This window comes from Psychrobacter communis (assembly GCF_014836505.1).
Classification (GTDB): domain Bacteria; phylum Pseudomonadota; class Gammaproteobacteria; order Pseudomonadales; family Moraxellaceae; genus Psychrobacter; species Psychrobacter faecalis.
Map to the genome: position 1 here is coordinate 17,624 of NZ_JACSQR010000018.1, position 19,464 is coordinate 37,087.

Consider the following 19,464-nt stretch of genomic DNA (forward strand, 5'->3'; position numbering starts at 1 on the left):
CAGCTGACGTATGTATTTTAATTAAACTCTAGCTGATAATGGCGACTTAATTGACCCTTAAAGCTTTTGACCACGGCCAAGCACTCATTTAATAAGTCTCGCTCGAGTGCCGATAAAGTGGTCGGATCAACTTGCCGCGCATGCTTATCATCTGTTGATAGCGCCACTGACAAACGCTGCGCCATAAAAAACTCTAATGCTTCAAGCAAAGTGTCAGCGCGCTGTTGGTTTAAGGCGCGCACTTGTACCAAGGCTTTAAGGCGTCCTTTACTACTCGGCGCATCAAAAATATCGTTTTCTAAGGCTAAAGTACGAATGCCATGCACCAGCGGAAAAATACCAGCTTTTTTAAGATCGATATCGTAGGCGCTTTTTTTACCGCCAAGGAGCGGCACAAACTTTTGCCACCATTGACCGACATCACCAAACTGTAAAGCGGCACGAGCGAACTGACGGACAAACATCAAATCTGACTGGCGATGGGCAATTTTTAAATGCTCGCGCACACTCGTCAGTAGCGATTCATCGCCGCAGACATATTCGCCATCAAATATGGCCGACAAATAAATACTGTGTATCGGGTCGGTATTTCTAAACCATAAGCTAATCTGCGCTTTGAACTGTTTGAGCGGCTGCCGCCACAGCGGATTGGTCATCATGATATTGCCATCGCAAAGCGGATAACCCAAGGTTGCTAAATGATGGTTAAAGGTTTCAGCGAACTGAGCTAAGTCAGAATGGCTATAACCATCACGAATAATCAGCGCATTGTCTTGGTCGGTACGCATGATTTGCTCGCCGCGACCCTCTGAGCCCATGACGATAACGCAAGTGTTTTTCATCACTTCATCAGGTACGATAAGTTGCCACAGTTTGGTAAAAACTTGCGCGTTAAGGGTTTGTACCATACGGCTGACATTACCAATTTTGATACCATTTTGGTGCTGCGCGCGAATATAGCGCCCAATGAGCTCAACCGCAGTAGCCAAGCTCGGCAAATCTTTTGCTTGCTCAATCTGCAGACTAATCAGCTGCGAATGATGACCAATATGAGCGAGCATATCACTTTGCCCAAGCACGCCTGCAACCTCGCCGTTGGCATCAATCACTGGCAGTCTATGGATACGGTAGCGCGTCATGGTCAATAGCGCATCGCCAATCTCGTCGTCCGCATCAATGGTGCGCAGATTGAAACTTGCATAGCGCTGGCAAGGCGTCGTCGCAGGGTTTTGCTGGTCGCTTACCGCGCGGCAGATATCGGTATCGGTTAAAATACCTAACGTACGACCAGAATAGTTATTGGAAGTTTGCGTATTGGCGCTATCAGTAACTAAGCTGCTATCTAGGTTGTTGTCTAAATTTCGGTCTAAGTTTCGGTCTAAATCTGTTTTTAAATCATTATCTAATGTTTGCTTTTCAGCAGGGTGTGATTGGTCGAGCGGCCGCACCAACACATGCTTAAGCCCAGCTTTGGTCATGATATGTGCCGCCTCATAGAGGCTGCTGGTGGCATCAATGATATGCACGGGTAATAAGCTGACATCAATTACAGGCTGCATCATGATTTGCTGCACTTCTTGCTGTTCATTATAGCCATGATAGCTAGCATCTAAGCTTTGCCCGCTGCGCCGCTGCTGTAATGCCTTTAATCGTTCAGGTAAATCTTCTGAGAGTAATTGGCGCACCAAATGATTCTGCGCACTGATTTTATCAACGGTTGCGCCATTGATTTGCAGCAGCAGGGTGTCTTCAATCGCACGAAACTCGTAGGGCGTTACAGTATTCTCGTTCGTAGGGACGCTACTTTTTATAGGTATGAAAGTGGCTGCTTCGTTATCCTCTTCTATAAACGTTTTTGGCAACCGCCGACTGTCAAACCAATCATTACTATTTAGATGGTCGGTATGATTGCTACCCAAATACGTCGCCACGAACTCGCCAGCAAGCAGCTGCTCGATTTGTCCTTTAATGACCACATAAAAATAGCTTAAATCAGCGGCAGATAAACGCTCATCTTTAGCAAGATAACGGATTTGGGTATTTTTTCTGACGCTTTGGCGTTCAGCCGCGCTTAATACGTCAAAAGGTGGCTGGGTAAAATCAAGATGGGGCATGGCATCATCCTTGATGGCATATTTAACAAAATTTTTGGAAGAGGGATTTTATGAGTGATAAGGATATATAAAAAAGTGTCGCGTTATTTCTACTATAGCATTGTTTAATCGGCAAGATAGCAAGAAACCACACATAACCATGATAATATTGTGGTTATGTGTGGTTCTCTGATACTATGTTGAATATTGAGGTGTTATTTATTGTTTAATACTTAGGTTTTCTGGCCAATGTTTGAGACAGGTTTTTAAACTAAGCATTTAAACTCAGTCTTTAAAAATGTTGTTTCAGCGGCAAGTTAAGCGCCAAGTAATTGACGGATACGATTGATGGCTTCACGGCTTTCCTCAACGCTGGCAACCAAGGCAATGCGCACATAACCTTGCCCAGGATTTTTACCATTGACCTCGCGTGACAGATAACGCCCAGCCAGCGCGTGAATATTTGCTTGCTCATATAAAGCTTTGACAAAGATTTCGTCGTCGCCATTAAATTGCTCAGGCACTTTTACCCAAAAGTAAAAACCCGCCTCTGGCATGCGTAAATCAAGCAATTCGCCAAGCTCGGACATCCATAAGGCGAATTTTTCTTGATAAAGCGCTCGATTACGCGCCACGTGCTTTTCATCTTCCCAAGCAGCGATGGAAGCCAGCTGATGCGGTATCGGCATTGCACAGCCCTGATAAGTGCGATATTGCAAATAAGGCTGCAAAATATTGGCGTCACCGGCCACAAAGCCTGAGCGCAGGCCGGGCAAGTTTGAACGCTTGGATAAAGAGTGAAATACCACGCAATTTTTAAAGTTATGACGACCGAGCGCCGCGCAAGCTTGCAGCAGGCCAATCGGCGCGCGATCAAAATACAGCTCGCTATAGCACTCGTCGCTGGCAATGATAAAGCCGTACTGGTCGGATAAACGCAGTAAGTGTTCCCAATCATCCATGGTCATGACGGAACCGGTTGGATTATTTGGGCTACAGACAAACAATAGCTGCGTGCGCGTCCAAACGTCCCTCGGTACCGCGCGATAGTCACCTTTAAATTCATTATCAATGCTGCAAGGCATAAAGTACGGCGTCGCTTGCGCGAGTATGGCAGCGCCCTCGTATATCTGATAAAACGGATTGGGCATCACAATGGTTGGTGCCTCATCTGCTTTTTGCAAGGGCTGCGCGCTTGGCTGATTATGAGCTGCCAGTTGATTGGTTTCGTCTTCGGACAACTCGGTTTGTGGATGGTCAATAACCGCTTGCACCAAGCTAAAAATCGCCTCGCGCGTACCCATAACCGGCAATACTTGCGTATGCGGGTCGAGATGATTGAGAAAGAAGCGCTTTTCTAACCAGTGAGCGATGGTTTGACGCAGCTCAAACAGCCCGTTGGTGGTTGGATATTGGCTTATTTTGTCCAAGTTTTCGCGTAGGACGTCCAACACAAATGCTGGCGGCTCGTGTTTTGGCTCTCCAATACCGAGCTTAATTTCACTATAGTTATAGGCTGGCGTACTGTCCGCGAGTAAAGTCGCCATCTTAGCGAACGGATAAGGGTGCAGAGTCGTCAAGTTGTGATTCATAGGTAGGCTAACTATAATAGACAATTAATAATAAAGTGATAAAGAAAAATTACATTTAAGCAGTGTAGCACTTCTCTTATTTTTTGTCTTTTTTCTTCTCAGACGGTTTATTGTTGAGTTAAAACCAGCACTTAAAGCAATTTATACGGTGAATAACCTTGCATAGCGCTTGTTTTTTAGACGGTAACCCGTATTGAGATTGGCCAATTTTAATAATGCGATTAAGTATAGATAAAATTAAAATAGCGTCATTTATTAACCAAGCAAAAAATAACTGTCCGTAAAAACGTCAGATTATTTAAGGAAACTTGATATGTCTAGTGTTTTAAAAACCGATGAGCGTGGCGCTAAAGATATCAATGTGCAACAATTTGAGGGTAGCCAGCGTGTTGAGCTATACGAGCAACTAAAACAGCGCGAGCACAATTGGTGGCATGCGCGGCAGCAGTTGACGCTGTTAAAAGAGCGGCAGATGTTTTGGTTTGGCGATAACAGCTTTATGATGTGGCTGCTCTGGCAATTGGTCAGCTATGTGGTGGTGGCGATGGTGCTTATGCTCCTGAGCAAACTGTCAAACATCTCATTGCCTTTATGGCAGTATATGGGTTTATTTGCGGTACAGACGCTGATTTTTATTGTCATGTTGGGCTTTAAGGGCCGTATGGCCACGCATTTACAAAATAAGATCAATCAAGTCGATGTCTTGCGTGAAGAAGCGCTTAACGAGATGACCATTTTGGCCGCTGACACGCTTTATAATGATGTGCATGCCAAAGCCCCGATTTCCTTACAGCAAATCTTTGAGTACTACGACGGCGAATTTCATTTAGCCAGTTTGCATCGTCTGCTACAAAAAGAGGTGGACACTGGGCGCTTGATGCTTGGGCAGCAGCAAGTAGAAGCAGAGATTTTGCCGTTGGAGCTTGCCGATGAGGAGCTTAAAGAGATGGCAAGCGAGATGGTCTATAAAAGCGTCTTATAAAGTATGCGTTTAATATAAGTAGCTTATAAATATTTGGTCAAAAGCTATCGTTGATATTTCGTCTTAAAAAAATGCTTTATCGTTGAAGGTTAACGATAAAGCGTTTTTCGTATTTATAATTTAGCTTCTAACGATTAACTTCTAACATAAGCAGCTATATAGCAATTAACCATCGTTACGAATGCTCAGGCTTGCTATCAATGCCGCCTTCAATGTCTCAAGTTTATCCGCCGACAATGCCTGATCGTTTTGATCGCTGATATAAAACATATCTTCTGCGCGCTCGCCTAACGTGGTAATACGGGCGGCATGCACTTCAATTTGTTGTTGTAAAAACACCTGACCAACGCGGGCCAGTAAGCCTGGTTGATCAAGCGTCTCTAAGCTCATGATATGCTGATTTGAGGCTTCATTAAACTCAAAGTGAATCGTCGTAGCAACATCGAAATGTCGCAACTGGCGCGGCATTTTTCTATTGGTAAGCTTGGGCACCGTCGGATTTTTAAAGGCGTCGATTAAGCGCTGTTTAAGCTCTTGTTGGCTGTCTGTATCGACCAATAACGTGCCGCTGCGGTCGAGCAGCACGTAGGAATCTAAGGCAAAATCACGCGTTGCGGTAATGATGCGGGCATCCAAAACATCGAGATTCATTTGGTCAAATACCGCCATGGTAACGGCAAATAAATTGACCTGATCTTGGGTATAAACAAACACTTGCACCGCATCAAGTGCCAGCTCGCGATGCTCACGTAACACGACCAAGGGCTGACTATTGGCATCGGAGGCGCGGCCGATGGGCGGATGGTTTAAGATGGCTTCAGTATGCCACAAGATATCTTCTGCGATCTCGCGCAAAAAATACTCATCGCCCAAGTCATCCCATAACCTTAAAACCTCTTCGCGATTCATGTGCTGATTATCGACATTATCAAGCATCGCCAGCGCCTGTTTGCGCGTGGCTTTAATCATATCTTGGCGGTTGGTTGGGGCGTCAATATCAGCGCGCAGGATACGCCGTGTTTGTGAATACAGCTGCTTCATCAAGGTTGCGCGCCAGCTGTTCCAAAGCTGGGGATTGGTGGCATTCATATCGGCGACCGTCAGCACATACAGATGGTTTAAATGGGTGACATTTCCGACTAAATCGGCAAATAGCGTCACCACTTCTGGGTCTGAGATGTCCTTTTTCTGCGCTGTCATCGACATCAGCAAATGATAGCGGGTCAACCAGCCGACCAAATGCGCGTCCGCAGTACTCATGCCATGAGCAAGACAAAACTCAATCGCTTCTGTTTCGCCAAGCTGGCTATGATTACCGCCGCGGCCTTTAGCGATATCATGAAACATCGCCGCCAGCACCAAAATCTCTTTGCGCTCGATACGCTGAAAGATAGAGCTGACCAGTGGAAAGTCCTCAAAAAAGCGCGGATCGGTAAAGCGGTGCAAAATACGAATCAAAAATAACGTATGCGCATCAACGGTATAACGATGAAATAAATCGTACTGCATCAGCCCCGTTACTTGCGCAAAAGCTGGGATATAGCTGCCCAAAACGCCGTAACGATTCATGGTACGCAGGCGATGAAATAAATAATTTTGCTCTTTTAAATTGGCTAAAAATAGCGCTTGATGCGACGGGTTGTCTCTATACGCTTGATCGATGCCGCGCGCCGCTATTTTTAACGCACGCAAGGTATGGGTACGGACGTTTTTGATACCGTATTGACCCATCAGCAAAAACATCTCTAAAATCGCCTCAGGGTGCTGAGCAAAGACGCGATGATGCGATATTGCAATCTGTTCGCCGACTCGGTTAAAGCGGGCGTTAATCGGATGTTTTTTTGGTCGTTCTTCATCCGGCAGTTGCGGCTCGATAATGGTCTCATAATAATGATTGGTCAGCATCTCAGATAGCGTCGATATCTGCATGGCACAGCGATAATAATCGCGCATAAAGCGCTCAACGGCAGCATTTGGTTGGTCGTCAGGCTGCGTCTCATAGCCCATCATTTGCGCAATTTCACGCTGATAATCAAATAGCAGCTTGTTTTCATTGCGCCCAGTCAGCTCATGCAAATAATGGCGGATTTGCCATAAATAACCTTCGGCAAAGTTAAGCTCATCAAACTCTTTTTCGGTCAAAAAGTTTTGCTGCACCAGGTCATAAAGCTTACTGACGCGAAAGTAGCGTTTGGTCACCCAACCAATAATATGAATGTCACGCAGACCACCGGGCGCCGTTTTAATGTTAGGCTCAAGATTGTACTCGGTGGCATTGTGCTGCAAATAACGCGCTTTTGCTTCAGCGATTTTCACCTCATAAAAATCACGTGGCGACCACTGGGTATTGACGATTCTATGGGGCACATCTTGCAATGCTTCATTGCCGACTAACAACCGCGCCTCTAGTAAAGTACTGGCAACGGTGTGGTCGAGCGCCGCCTCCAAGCATTCGCTGACGCTGCGCACCGATAGGGCAGGCTCAAGTCCAATATCCCACAATAGTGCCACTAAATTATCGATTTTCTCTTTATTATCAGCCGCAATCTCGTCTGGCGTTAGCAGCAAAATATCGACATCTGAATATAACGACAGCTCACCGCGGCCATAACCGCCAGTGGCAAATAATGCTAAGTCCGTTTTATCAAGCTCAAACCATTTGAACAACGCAATGAGTAACTCATCGATGACACAGGCACGAGCCGCTACCAATTGGCGGATATTGACGCCGCGTTCGAGCTCGCGGCTGATATCGTCATTGATTTGAATCAGCCATTCAGCAATACTCTGTTCGGAAATACTGTGCTTAGAAATATTTTGCTCGCGATTACTGAGCGACGTCGCGCTATCGGTTGTAGTGCTATGGTCTGATAATAGAGGCATAGGCGTCAAATCAATGGTCGCGACATCACAAGTAAACATGAAGGGTATCCGATTAAGAGGTTGTAAATAGAGGCGCTAAAAAAATGGGTGAATGCAAATATCACGCTGAAAAACAAAAAATAGCACCGCCAATATGCCTGAATTTTCAGGCAAAAAAAAGACCGCCTAGGCGATCTTTTTAAGTATTACTGGGTCAAAAAGCTTAAGTCTTCTTCGGGGCGCGTAGTAAAGACTTCACAGCCATTGTCCGTCACCACCATGGTATGTTCCCACTGTGCTGACAGCTTGCGGTCTTTAGTAATCGCCGTCCATTCGTCCGGTAAAATTTTGGTCTGCCACGTGCCTTGGTTAATCATCGGCTCAATGGTAAAAGTCATACCGGTTTTTAGCTCAAAGCCTGTGCCTTTTTTACCATAGTGCATGACTTGCGGCTCGTGATGGAATTCATTACTAATACCGTGACCACAGAACTCGCGCACGATACTAAAGCGCTCAGGCTCGACCACTTCTTGAATAGCCGCACCGACATCGCCTAAGCGCGCGCCATTTTTGACCACGCTCATACCGGCATAAAGGGCTTCTTGTGCCACTTTGCAAATACGCTGCGCCATGATAGAGCCATTGCCGACAATCCACATTTTCGAAGTATCGCCGTAATAGCCATCTTTGATAACCGTGACATCAATATTGATGATATCGCCATCTTTTAGTAGTTTATTGTCGGTTGGAATACCGTGACAAACCACATGGTTGACAGAGGTACAGATAGATTTTGGGAAGCCATTATAGTTAAGGGGCGCAGGAATCGCTTCTTGCACATTAACGATATAATCGTGAGCGATTTGGTTCAATGCTTCGGTACTGACGCCAACTTTGACGTGCTCATCGAGCATTACAAGCACATCGCTGGCAAGTTTACCGGCCACGCGCATTTTTTCTATGGCTTCAGGAGATTGGATAAGGGATTTTTTGGTCATCATAGTCGTACTTATAGTTATAGAATTTAGGTAGGCAATTATACCATAAATGCAAGCGTCGCTGTTCTGCTAACCCTTAGCAACTTTGTACGCATTTATCAAGCCTAGCGTTATAGTGATATTAACTGTCTCAGCTTATTTATATGTAGATACGTGACTATAAAGTCATGGAAATATGACACATATGTCAAAAAGCAGTTGAATGTTGTAGATGATAGAAGTATTGTAATTTTGTTTGCTAAATGAATTGGCAACGATTTTTAGCGCTTAGTGCAGGATGCAATAGCTAAACGTTAAAGAAGAATAAACGTTAAAGATAAGCCGCATAAAAATGGCTTCACACTTTTATTTTACAATAACAAGGAAGTTGTTATGACTCTAAAATCTCGCCTGCGCGCTGCCATAATGCCCAGCGCCTTTCTACCTTCACTTGGCGCTATTGCTGTCGGTGTGCTCCTCATGACCTTACAAACCACTTCTGCTCAAGCAGCGGGACAATTTTATAATTGCGCCAATGCCACCGGCTGTAAAATGGTCGATAGCAAATTTTTCACCTCAAAACATACTGATACCAAATATCCCATTGTCATGACTCATGGTCTGGTCGGCTTTACCAAGCTACTCGGTGTCGATTACTTTTATGGCATTCCGCAAACCCTGATGAGTGGCGGCTCAAAAGTCTACGCGACCAAGACCTCTTCTTTTAATGATAGCCGAGTGCGCGGCGAGCAGCTACTACAGCAAGTAAAAACCATTAGCGCGATATCTGGTAGCCCCAAGGTGAACTTAATCGGGCATAGTCATGGCGGGCATGATATTCGTTATGTTGCTGCTGTTGAGCCAAAGTATGTGGCGTCAGTGACGGCAGTTGCCAGCCCAGAGCAAGGGGCGGCATTAGCCGATTGGGTGGTTGAGCAGATTGATAATGACAGAGTCAATGGTGAGTATAATACTGCTACCAAAGCCGCGCTTACCTTGTTTGGTTTCTTAGGTAATTTTATGGATTTAAACGCTGGCATCCCTATCGATAAGCTGCAAGAGCAAGACGGGTTTGGTGCGGTTACCGCCTTATCAACTGACTATATGGCGGATTTTAACCGCGAGTTCCCAGCGGCCATGCCTTCAAGCTATTGTGGTCAACCAAAAGATACCAAGGTAAACGGTATCAACTACTATTCATTCAGTGGTGTCGGGCAAGTAACCAATGCGCTAGACCCGATGGATTATGTGTTATTAGCGACCTCACAAGTATTTAAAAATGACCCAAATGATGGGTTGGTTTCTGCTTGTTCAAGCCGTCTAGGTCATGTCATCCGCGATGATTACAAAATGAATCATATGGATTCGGTCAATCAACTATTAGGCTTGGTCGCATGGGGACAACCTAATCCTAAAACTGTTTATCGCGAACAGGTTAACCGTTTAAAAAATGCCAATTTATAAAACCAATTTCTAAATTTAGTAATTAAATTTAATTATTAAGGCTTAAATGTAAATTAGCAAATAAACCGCTTTTGCCTAAAAGGGTCACTATGTAACGGGCCCTTTTATTTTGCCCCATTTTATGAATAGTAAATTCCTTATAAACCGCTTGATTAAATAAGATAGTGTCGTTATGCCAACTAAGCGCCGTTCACCATTTTTGCTCATCATTATCGCCGTGATAATCATTTTAGTTGTGGCGATTATTTGGTGGTTTAAGCCCGATAATGCTCGCAAACCTTTTTCTCAAACAGAGTCTACGGCGCTGAATAGCCAAGCCAATGTCAGCATCATAGACGAGGCGAATGTTAATAATAATGTTGGCACGTTCGCTAAGCAAGACGCTTCTCAATTTACGACGGGTCTTGAGAATTTACCGCGCTCCTTGCAAGGAACGGAGGTCGATGGAGAGATTATCATTGATGAAAATAAACAGCTGGTCGTCACCGAAGGGCTACGGCGTTTATTTGATTATTTTCTGTCAGCGCTAGGCGAAGAGGACGAAGCGGTTGTTTATGCGCGGGTGGAGAGTTATATCCGCAGTCATACGCCAGAGCCTGCCGCCAGCCAAGCGATGAAGATATTTGACCAGTACATCGCCTATCTTAAAGCGATTCCTGCAATAGAAAGCCGTTATGGCAATCTGCAACTACAGGCGACCAAAAATGGCGAGCTGGATTTAAGTGTGGTGGCGCAGCAGCAGCAAGATGTTGCCAAATTACGCCAGCAGTATTTTGATAAAAATACTATCACCGCCTTTTTTGGCGCAGAAGATGAATATGATGATTATAGTATGGCGATGGTCAAAATTAACCAAGATAAGCAAATGTCTGACGCCCAAAAAAAAGCGGCAAAGCAAGATTATATTAGCCGGATGCCCAATAATGCGACCAAAGCCAACATCGCTCAGCAGGCGAATCTGGAGGAGTTACTTAGTCGTACAGAGCAGCTGCAAGCAATGGGTGCAACGGCTGAAGAGTTATATAATATGCGTCGTGAGTTGGTTGGCGCGCCAGCAGCAGCAAGGCTTGCGCAGGTCGATCAACAAGATGCTCATTTTGATCAGCGTTTTAAGCAGTATCAAGCTCAAAAACAGCAGCTACTAAGTCAAAGCGCTGATAAAACGCAAGCGCAAGCCCGAATCAGTCAAATGGAGCAGCAATTATTTAATGAGACTGAACGCAAACGTTTGGCAGGTTATGCCGCTTTGCAACAACAAAAGGCTGCAACTCCCAATTAAATCCGATGTTAATTTTTAGGTAAAAATAAAAAGTATTTAACGGTGAAATTGAATTATCAGCACTCTAAATAGTGTTATTAGCTAAAGTGCTAGCAGGGAATAGGTATTGTAACAAGGTATGTTAGCAAAAAAGCTATAAAGTAGAACAAATATAGCGGTAATTGGTACTCAATCTATCATGACAGGCTTATGAAAAATGGGCATAATAACCTCACTGTTTAGACTAACGATAAAAACACATTAAGCAGAGCACATTAACCTGAGAAAATGCTGCTTAATATGATAAAAACAATATTTTTTTACCTTTGCACTCTTATTTTTATATTTGAAACCTCTAGGAGTTTATATGAAAAACATGACTAAAATGATGATGGCTGCTACCCTTGCGGTTGGTACACTTGCTGCTGCTGGCTGCCAAACCACACCTAGCGTGACCGCGCCTGTGACCCAGCCAATTACTGTTGACGCCCTACAAGCGTATAACTGGCAGCTTGTCGATGCTAAGCGCACTAATGGCGACAAAGTTAGCCAATTATTCTTTGATCCAAGCAAACCATTGACGCTTAATTTTTTTAAAGATAACGGTAATGACCGCGTGAGCTTTATCAATACCTGCAATAATATGGGTGCCAACTATAGTGTGGTAAATGGCAATGTCGTACTCGGTAATGTTTTATCAACAATGATGGCGTGCCCTGAGCCACAAGCCAGCTTTGATACAGCGACACTTGCAACGGTACAAGGTAAATATAGCATTAATAAGAATGCCAATAACACACCTATCTTGACGATTACTAATAGCAATCAAGTGGCTCATTTTAAAGCCGTTTCTAAATAAGTTAATCGTTTAATATAAACGTTTTAAAATCTGACCATTTAAAAATGCCTCACTAAACAGTGGGGCATTTTTTTTATCTAAAATTCGTGACGCTTTCCGCTACACTGTCATAAGTCGCTAAGGTCAAATGTTTAAGCCATTAAGATATTTCTTATGCCATCAACTTTTTAACCTTATCAAAACTCTCATTTTGTATTTATCAGCATTTTATTGGATGTCATTTATGTTAGAAATATTTGGAGAAAAATCAACTGTCAACCTACGCACAATAACTGGCATCACGGCGATAACGGCTTTTGGTCTATTAACGGGCTGTCAAACGTTGCCAAGTACGATGGCTAAAGCGAATCATGCAACCAAAACACCTATTGATACAAGTGCGAGTAATCCTCTAACGGCGCGCATGCCAGCGATAGATCGGCAAGGGCGCATCGCTTATGTCGAAGAGCAGGGAGCAGGCGCAGCAAAGATATCAACGCTATATAGCATTCGTCCTGATGGTAGCGACCGCCAATTGATAGATCAGTTGAATGGTTATATTTATGCGCCAGCGTGGTCTGCGGATGGTCAAATGATCGTCTATAGCAAACAAGTCGCGCGCCAGTCTCCCAAGATTTATACTTATGATCGCAACAGCAACACCCAAAATTTAATCGTCAATACTGAGGGCAGTAACTTATCAGCATCATTTTCACCTAATGGGCAAAAACTGCTTTATAGCTCAACCGTCGGCGGCAATGCTGATATCTATGAGATGCGCTTAAGTGACGGGCATACCAAACAGCTCACAACCTTACCGAGCACAGAAGTGCAGCCAAGCTATGCAAACGATGGGCAAAGCTTTGTTTATACCAGCGATAAAGTCCGCGCTGGTCGTCCCAGTATTTATCGTTATCACTTTGCTACCGGTAAGGCGACATTGATACCGACCGCAGGCTATGCGGCCAGTCCGCAACTGAGCTTGGATGGACAGTATTTAGCCTATCTTAATGGTCGTAAGGCGGCGGTAATGACACTTGTGACAGGGCAAGTAATTAATCTAGCTGAGACAGGACTTGATGAGCCCGCGCGTCTGTCGCCTTCTGCACAGTACGCCGTTTATCCCACAAAGCTTTCGCAAGTGAGCGGTCAAAATGGTAGCAGTTTAGTGATTCATTCTTTAGCTGGCCATTCAAGCTACGCGATTAGCAGTAAGACGGGCGGCGTTGTGCGCTCACCGATTTGGGGTCGGTAAAAAATTTTTAATGTAAAGGTAAATATCATGGCGCACAAAAAAGTAAACCTACCGCAAAAAATCTGCCCTGTTTGCCAGCGACCGTTTACGTGGCGCAAAAAGTGGGAGAGGGATTGGGAGCAGGTGACTTATTGTTCTGAAAAGTGTCGGCGAGGGAAGGTAAATAATGAATATTAATGACTCAAAGAGTTTAGCCACTTATTAAAGTGGCTAAACTTTACTTTCAAAATTACAATTGGTTTTGATCATTACTGGCGCTGAAAATGGAAAAACTCATCATCGTCTATGATGCCATTCTTATTTTCATCAACTTCAAGCGTCAGTCGTTTATCATTTACTCTTACATACCGAGATAGAGCATCTGACAATCCAGTACTACCATTGTTATCTAGTATTTGATTAACTGTTAATGCTCCTGTTATGCCATTGATAGTATAGTTTCCCCACTCCATACCGGATATTTCTTTATCCATATTATCGAAAGGTGGTGCATTGTCGACTTCCATGTGAACATAGGTGCCATCATCGAAAAATGCTAATGCCAATAGCTCATTGTTAGTGTCTTTATTTCTCCAAAGTCCTACTATTTTTTCAGACTTGGCCTTTTCGAATTTAAAAGACTCATCATTATCTATTGCACCATTTCTATTTTCATCAACTTCCAGAGTCAGGGTGTCACCAGATATTCGAGCGTATCGGATAAGAATATCTGATAATCCAGTGTCGCCATTATTATCGAAAATCTGATTTACTTTTAATTCTCCTGTTTTATCATTTAAAGTAAATCTACCCCATTCCATACCAGACTTCTCATTATTAGGGTTGTCAAAAGGTGGCCTTTCGTCAACTTCCATATGAACATAGGTGCCGTCATCAAAGAATGCTAACGCTAATAAATCATTGCTAGTATCTTTATTTTCCCAAAGCCCTATAAGTTTTTTAGACGTTGGCATTACAATAGGTCTGTTTTTCGAAAAATCAAAGGATTCATTTTCATCTATAACGCCATTCTGATTCTCATCAACGTCAAGTGTAAGTTCGCCACTAGATGCTTTAAGGTAGCGTGTAAGAGGTTCTGAAAATCCTGAGATACCATTATCATCAAAGATTTGACTGGTTTCCAATCTATCCGTGTTAGCGTCAACGGTATAATTACCCCACTCCATACCGTTTTCTGGGTTATCTAATGATTTTTCTGCATCAACTTTAAGCTGAATATAAGTACCATCTTCAAAAAAAGCAACTGACTCTAACTCGTCCTCTGTTTCCTCGCCTCTCCAAATTCCTAAATATCCGTCATTTTTAGCTTTTGAGAAACTGAAAGACTCATTGCTATCTATAACGCCATTATTATTCTCATCAATCTGAATGGTAAGTATCCCTTCAGATACTGAAATATACTGAGTCAGGTTTTCTGATAGACCGTTTTCACCATTATCATCGAAAATTTGATTAACCTTCAATGCTCCTGTTTTATTGTCTATAGTATATTTCCCCCACTCCATGCCATCATTTGCAACGTTTCCTGACTGGATTGTAAAAGCTTGTCTTAATAGAGGTTCAGGCTTGTTTTCTACCTCTACATGAATATAAGAACCATCTTCGAAGAAAGCTAGAGCCAAAAGATCACTTTCGGTATCATTGCTAGTCCAAAGTCCTGTCATTTCAGATTTAATATCAGGTGGCTGTGAAGGTGGCTGATAGGAATCGGAATCATCATTACATCCTTGTAAGAGCAGAGAAGTAGTGATGGCTAATAATGCTAATTTAAATGATTTCATTTTTTATCTCTCCTTGAATGAAAAATGTAAAATCTTGGCGGCTATACAAACGACGTCCTTGTCCCTTCTTTTTTAAAGTATTTAATTTTTATTATATATAAATGTTTTTTTATGAATATAACAAATATTTTTAGTGAATCCAACCAAAAAAAGTATTTATGCGTTTTAATAGCTTAAAAAGGTCGGTAAGTAACGTTAGTATTGAATGTCAGCAGATAGAAAGTGGACATAAAAAAATACCGCCACATCTCCTATAGCATCTTTATTAAATGAGATAGGAGGTATGACGGTATGATTAAACGTTATATTTAAATGAGTTTTTTTACAAATTCGGATTTAACCATTTCTCAGCCGTTTTCATATCCCAGCCTTTACGCTCAGCATAGCTTTCTAACTGATCGGTACTGATTTTACCGACGTTAAAGTACTCGCTATTAGGATGCGAGTAGTAGAAACCACTGACCGATGACGCAGGCCACATCGCATAGCTTTCGGTGAGCTTAGTACCGATAGCATCGCCCGTACCAATCCACTCAAATAACTTGCCTTTTTCGGTATGCTCAGGGCAAGCAGGGTAGCCAGGCGCAGGACGGATACCGACGTATTTTTCTTTGATCATCTCGTCATTGGTTAGATTCTCGTCAGCCTGATAACCCCAGTACTCTTTACGTATGAGCTCATGTAAATGTTCGGCAAAGGCTTCCGCTAAGCGGTCAGATAAGGCTTGGGTCATGATGGCATTATAGTCGTCGCCAGCTGCTTTGTACTGCTCAGCAAGCGCCTCTGTGCCAACGATAGAGACGGTAAAACCGCCAAGATAATCGGTATGCGCAACTGATGGCGAGATAAAGTCTGCCAAGCTAAAGTTTGGCTTGCCGCTGGCTTTATCTGACTGTTGACGCAAATGCTCAAATTGATATTCTGCTGTGCCGCCATCAGTTGGTGCTTTATCATAGACAGTAACGGTATCCGCGCCAGTGCGCTTAGCTGGCATGAGTTTAAACACGCCTTTAGCGACGATTAACTTTTCATCAATCATCTTTTGCATCAAGTCATTGGCATTATCAAACAAATCACGCGCGGCTTCACCAACCACATCATCTTGCAAGATTTTTGGGTATTTACCCGCCAAGCCCCAAGAGATAAAGAACGGCGTCCAGTCGATATAAGGCAATATATTGGTAATCGGGTAATCATCAAGAATGACTTGACCTAGCTTATTTGGCACTGGCGGTACATAGTTGTCCCAATCGTACTGAAAACCAAGCTCAATCGACTCAACATAAGAGATTTTCGCCGCTTTTGGTTGGCGTTTAGCGAGACGTTCACGTACTTTGATGTACTCTTCACGCGTCTCATTGATGAGGCCTTGACGGTGCTCTTTGGATAGTAGCTTAGTGACGACGCCAACTGAGCGTGAAGCGTCTGATACATAAATAACCGCATCGTTTTGGTATTGAGGTTCGACTTTTACTGCCGTATGCGCTTTAGAGGTTGTTGCCCCTCCAATCATCAAGGGTAGGGTCATGCCGCGTTCTTGCATTTGCTTGGCGACATAGACCATCTCATCGAGACTTGGGGTGATCAGACCTGATAAACCGATGATATCAACTTCTTCTGCAAGCGCGGTATCGAGGATTTTTTCACACGGTACCATCACGCCAAGATCGAGGATTTCATAGCCGTTACAGCCAAGGACCACGCCGACGATGTTTTTGCCGATATCATGGACGTCACCTTTGACCGTCGCCATAAGGATTTTACCTTTCTTTTCGCCCTCAACTTTTTCCGCTTCGATATAAGGGTTGAGCCAAGCGACTGATTGTTTCATGACGCGGGCAGATTTTACCACTTGTGGTAAGAACATTTTACCCGCGCCAAATAAGTCGCCGACGATATTCATGCCGTCCATTAATGGCCCTTCGATGACTTCTAGTGGCTTAGGATATTTCTCCCACGCCTCTTTGGTATCGGCATCTATAAAGGTGGTGATACCTTTTACCAATGCATGGGCAATGCGCTCTTCGACCGTGCCTTCGCGCCATGACATATCGATGGTGCTGTCTTTTTTCTTACCGCCGTCTTGATAGCTTTCAGCGATGGTCATCAAACGTTCGGTCGCCTCTTGACCACTTTCGCCTTGGTTGCGGTTGAGCATCACATCTTCGATGGCGTCGCGAGCTTCCTCGGGAATGTCATCATAAACCTCCAGCATAGCTGGATTGACGATACCCATGGTTAAGCCGTTTTGAATTGCATGGTATAGAAAGACTGAATTGATGGCTTCACGAATCGGGTTGCCACGGAAACTAAACGACACGTTCGATACACCGCCCGATACCATGGCGTTTGGCAGGTTATCGGTTATCCATTTGGTGGCATTGATAAAGTCAGCGCCGTAATTATTATGCTCGGTAATACCGGTTGCAACCGCAAAGATATTTGGGTCAAAGATGATATCCTCGCTAGGGAAGCCGACTTCATTGACCAAGACATCATAACTGCGCTGACAAATCTCGATTTTGCGCTCATAGGTATCGGCCTGACCGTCCTCATCAAAAGCCATGACGATGACCGCTGCGCCATAGCGCATACAAAGCTTGGCGCGTTCGACGAACTCAGCATGGCCTTCTTTTAACGAGATAGAGTTGACGACGGATTTACCTTGAATGCGTTTAAGTCCTTCTTCGATAATGTCCCATTTAGAGGAGTCAATCATCAAGGGCACGCGGCTGATATCCGGCTCACCAGAGACCAAATTGACGAAATGAATCATCGCCTGTTTGGAGTCGAGCATACCCTCGTCCATATTGATATCGACGATTTGTGCGCCGCCCTCGACTTGGTCACGCGCGACATCGAGTGCTTCGGTATAAGCTTCGGTTTTAATCAAGCGTAGGAATTTCTTTGAGCCCGTCACGTTGGTACGCTCACCGACGTTAACGAATAAGCTTTCAGGGGTAATGGTAAATGGCTCAAGTCCCGATAAGCGGCAAGCAGGAGAGATTTCAGGTATCACGCGTGGCGGGTAATTGGCGACCATCTCCGCAATTAGGCGAATATGCTCAGGCGTGGTACCGCAGCAGCCGCCGACGATATTTAGAATGCCAGCTTTGGCAAAACCTTCGAGCAGGGCCGCCGTTTGCTCAGGTGTTTCATCGTACTCACCAAACTCATTGGGTAAACCTGCGTTTGGATGGGCGGAGACATAAGTATTGGCAATATTTGACAGCGTTTGAATATGCGGACGCAGTGCATCAGCACCAAGCGCACAGTTAAAACCAACCGATAAGGGCTTAGCATGGCGAATCGAGTTATAAAACGCCTCAGCCGTTTGACCTGAAAGCGTCCGACCTGAGGCATCGGTAATCGTTCCCGAAATCATAATCGGCAATTCAAAACCAATATCATCAAACACGCCCGTGACCGCAAAGATTGCAGCCTTTGCATTTAGCGTATCAAAAATGGTCTCGATTAACAGGATATCGACGCCGCCTTCTATCAAGGCCAGCGTCGCCTCACGGTAATTAAGCACCAACTCATCAAAGGTGATATTCCGAAAGGCGGGGTCATTGACGTCAGGGGATAATGAACAGGTGCGCGACGTCGGCCCAATAACGCCTGCCACAAAGCGCGGCTTTTCTGGGGTCTTAGCGGTGTATTCATCAGCAGCTTCGCGGGCAATTCTCGCAGCGGTTTTATTGAGCTCAGGCACGAGGTGCTGCATGTCGTAGTCGGCCATCGATAGGCGCGTACCGTTAAAGCTATTGGTTTCAATGATATCGGCACCTGCTTTTAGGTGCGCGCTATGAATCTCTTTAATCATCTGCGGCTGCGTGAGCACCAACAAATCGTTATTACCGCGTACATCTTGCTCAATATCGGCAAAACGCTCGCCGCGATAATCGGCTTCCTCTAACTTAAAGGTCTGAATATGGGTGCCCATCGCGCCATCTAACATCATAATCCGCGCCGCCAGCTGCTCAGTAATACGAGCGCGCGCGGTTAACTGCTGCGCTTTATAAGGAAATACAGCAGGCGGCGTCAAAATAAAGTCACTAGCCGTGCTTGATACATTGGTGGCATTGGCTGTATTGGTATTGATGACACCAGTATGATTATGAGAACAGGTCGGTGGGGTGGTGGTTTGAGTCATAGGAGCGCTGCTTATTAGAGTTAAGATAAGAAAAGGAAGAAGATAAAGTGTTCAAAGTTTTTAGGGCGAGCTTACTAAGTTAGCTACTTATAAAATAGGGTGTACAAAACAATAGTATTGATAAAAATTTGGCTTAAAAATCGATAAGCAAATCTGGATTATTCTAGCACGAAACGGCTATTACTCGCGGAATTGTGCTTATTCCG

Annotated in this window: 12 protein-coding genes; 6 read left to right on the forward strand and 6 right to left on the reverse strand. The window is 44.2% G+C overall.

Features of this window, described 5'->3' with window-relative positions:
* Positions 1-17: 17 nt before the first annotated feature.
* Positions 18-2,114 (reverse strand): DUF294 nucleotidyltransferase-like domain-containing protein, encoded by a 2,097-nt coding sequence (locus H9653_RS07660; protein WP_191691652.1) that lies wholly within the window; start codon positions 2,112-2,114, stop codon positions 18-20.
* 296 nt (positions 2,115-2,410) lie between these two features.
* Positions 2,411-3,685 (reverse strand): succinyldiaminopimelate transaminase, encoded by a 1,275-nt coding sequence (dapC, locus tag H9653_RS07665; RefSeq protein WP_191691654.1) that lies wholly within the window; start codon positions 3,683-3,685, stop codon positions 2,411-2,413.
* 313 nt (positions 3,686-3,998) lie between these two features.
* Here dapC and H9653_RS07670 point away from each other — a divergent pair, with 313 nt between their 5' ends.
* Positions 3,999-4,667, forward strand: a complete 669-nt coding sequence (locus tag H9653_RS07670; RefSeq protein WP_068406706.1) for a hypothetical protein — start codon at positions 3,999-4,001, stop codon at positions 4,665-4,667.
* Positions 4,668-4,832: 165 nt separating this feature from the next.
* Here the strand turns inward: H9653_RS07670 and glnD are convergent, their stop codons facing one another.
* Complete coding sequence (glnD, locus tag H9653_RS07675) at positions 4,833-7,589, reverse strand: [protein-PII] uridylyltransferase (protein ID WP_191691656.1); 2,757 nt, start codon at positions 7,587-7,589, stop codon at positions 4,833-4,835.
* A 146-nt stretch (positions 7,590-7,735) separates the two neighbouring features.
* Entirely contained in the window at positions 7,736-8,527 is a 792-nt protein-coding gene (gene map / locus H9653_RS07680) for a type I methionyl aminopeptidase (RefSeq protein ID WP_369811258.1), read from the reverse strand.
* A 372-nt stretch (positions 8,528-8,899) separates the two neighbouring features.
* Between map and H9653_RS07685 the strand changes: the two genes are divergently transcribed.
* From H9653_RS07685 to H9653_RS07705, 5 genes are all read left to right on the forward strand, one after another.
* Positions 8,900-9,970 carry a lipase family alpha/beta hydrolase gene (locus H9653_RS07685; protein WP_068406697.1) on the forward strand — a complete coding sequence of 357 codons (1,071 nt, stop codon included), beginning with the start codon at positions 8,900-8,902 and terminating at the stop codon, positions 9,968-9,970.
* Between the two features lie 172 nt (positions 9,971-10,142).
* Entirely contained in the window at positions 10,143-11,249 is a 1,107-nt protein-coding gene (locus H9653_RS07690) for a lipase secretion chaperone (protein ID WP_068406695.1), read from the forward strand.
* A gap of 346 nt (positions 11,250-11,595) precedes the next feature.
* Positions 11,596-12,087 (forward strand): META domain-containing protein, encoded by a 492-nt coding sequence (locus H9653_RS07695; RefSeq protein WP_068408557.1) that lies wholly within the window; start codon positions 11,596-11,598, stop codon positions 12,085-12,087.
* 223 nt (positions 12,088-12,310) lie between these two features.
* Positions 12,311-13,321 (forward strand): PD40 domain-containing protein, encoded by a 1,011-nt coding sequence (locus H9653_RS07700; protein ID WP_191691658.1) that lies wholly within the window; start codon positions 12,311-12,313, stop codon positions 13,319-13,321.
* Positions 13,322-13,348: 27 nt separating this feature from the next.
* A complete protein-coding gene (locus tag H9653_RS07705) occupies positions 13,349-13,498 on the forward strand; it encodes a DUF2256 domain-containing protein (RefSeq protein WP_082894404.1) in 150 nt (49 codons plus the stop codon).
* A 71-nt stretch (positions 13,499-13,569) separates the two neighbouring features.
* Here the strand turns inward: H9653_RS07705 and H9653_RS07710 are convergent, their stop codons facing one another.
* Both H9653_RS07710 and metH read right to left on the reverse strand, forming a co-directional pair.
* The gene (locus tag H9653_RS07710; protein ID WP_191691660.1) at positions 13,570-15,102 is read right to left on the reverse strand and encodes a hypothetical protein; all 1,533 of its coding nucleotides are present in this window, start codon (positions 15,100-15,102) and stop codon (positions 13,570-13,572) included.
* A gap of 322 nt (positions 15,103-15,424) precedes the next feature.
* On the reverse strand, positions 15,425-19,066 hold the full coding sequence (metH, locus tag H9653_RS07715) for a methionine synthase (protein WP_404814808.1): 3,642 nt from the start codon (positions 19,064-19,066) through the stop codon (positions 15,425-15,427).
* Between the last annotated feature and the right edge of the window lie 398 nt (positions 19,067-19,464).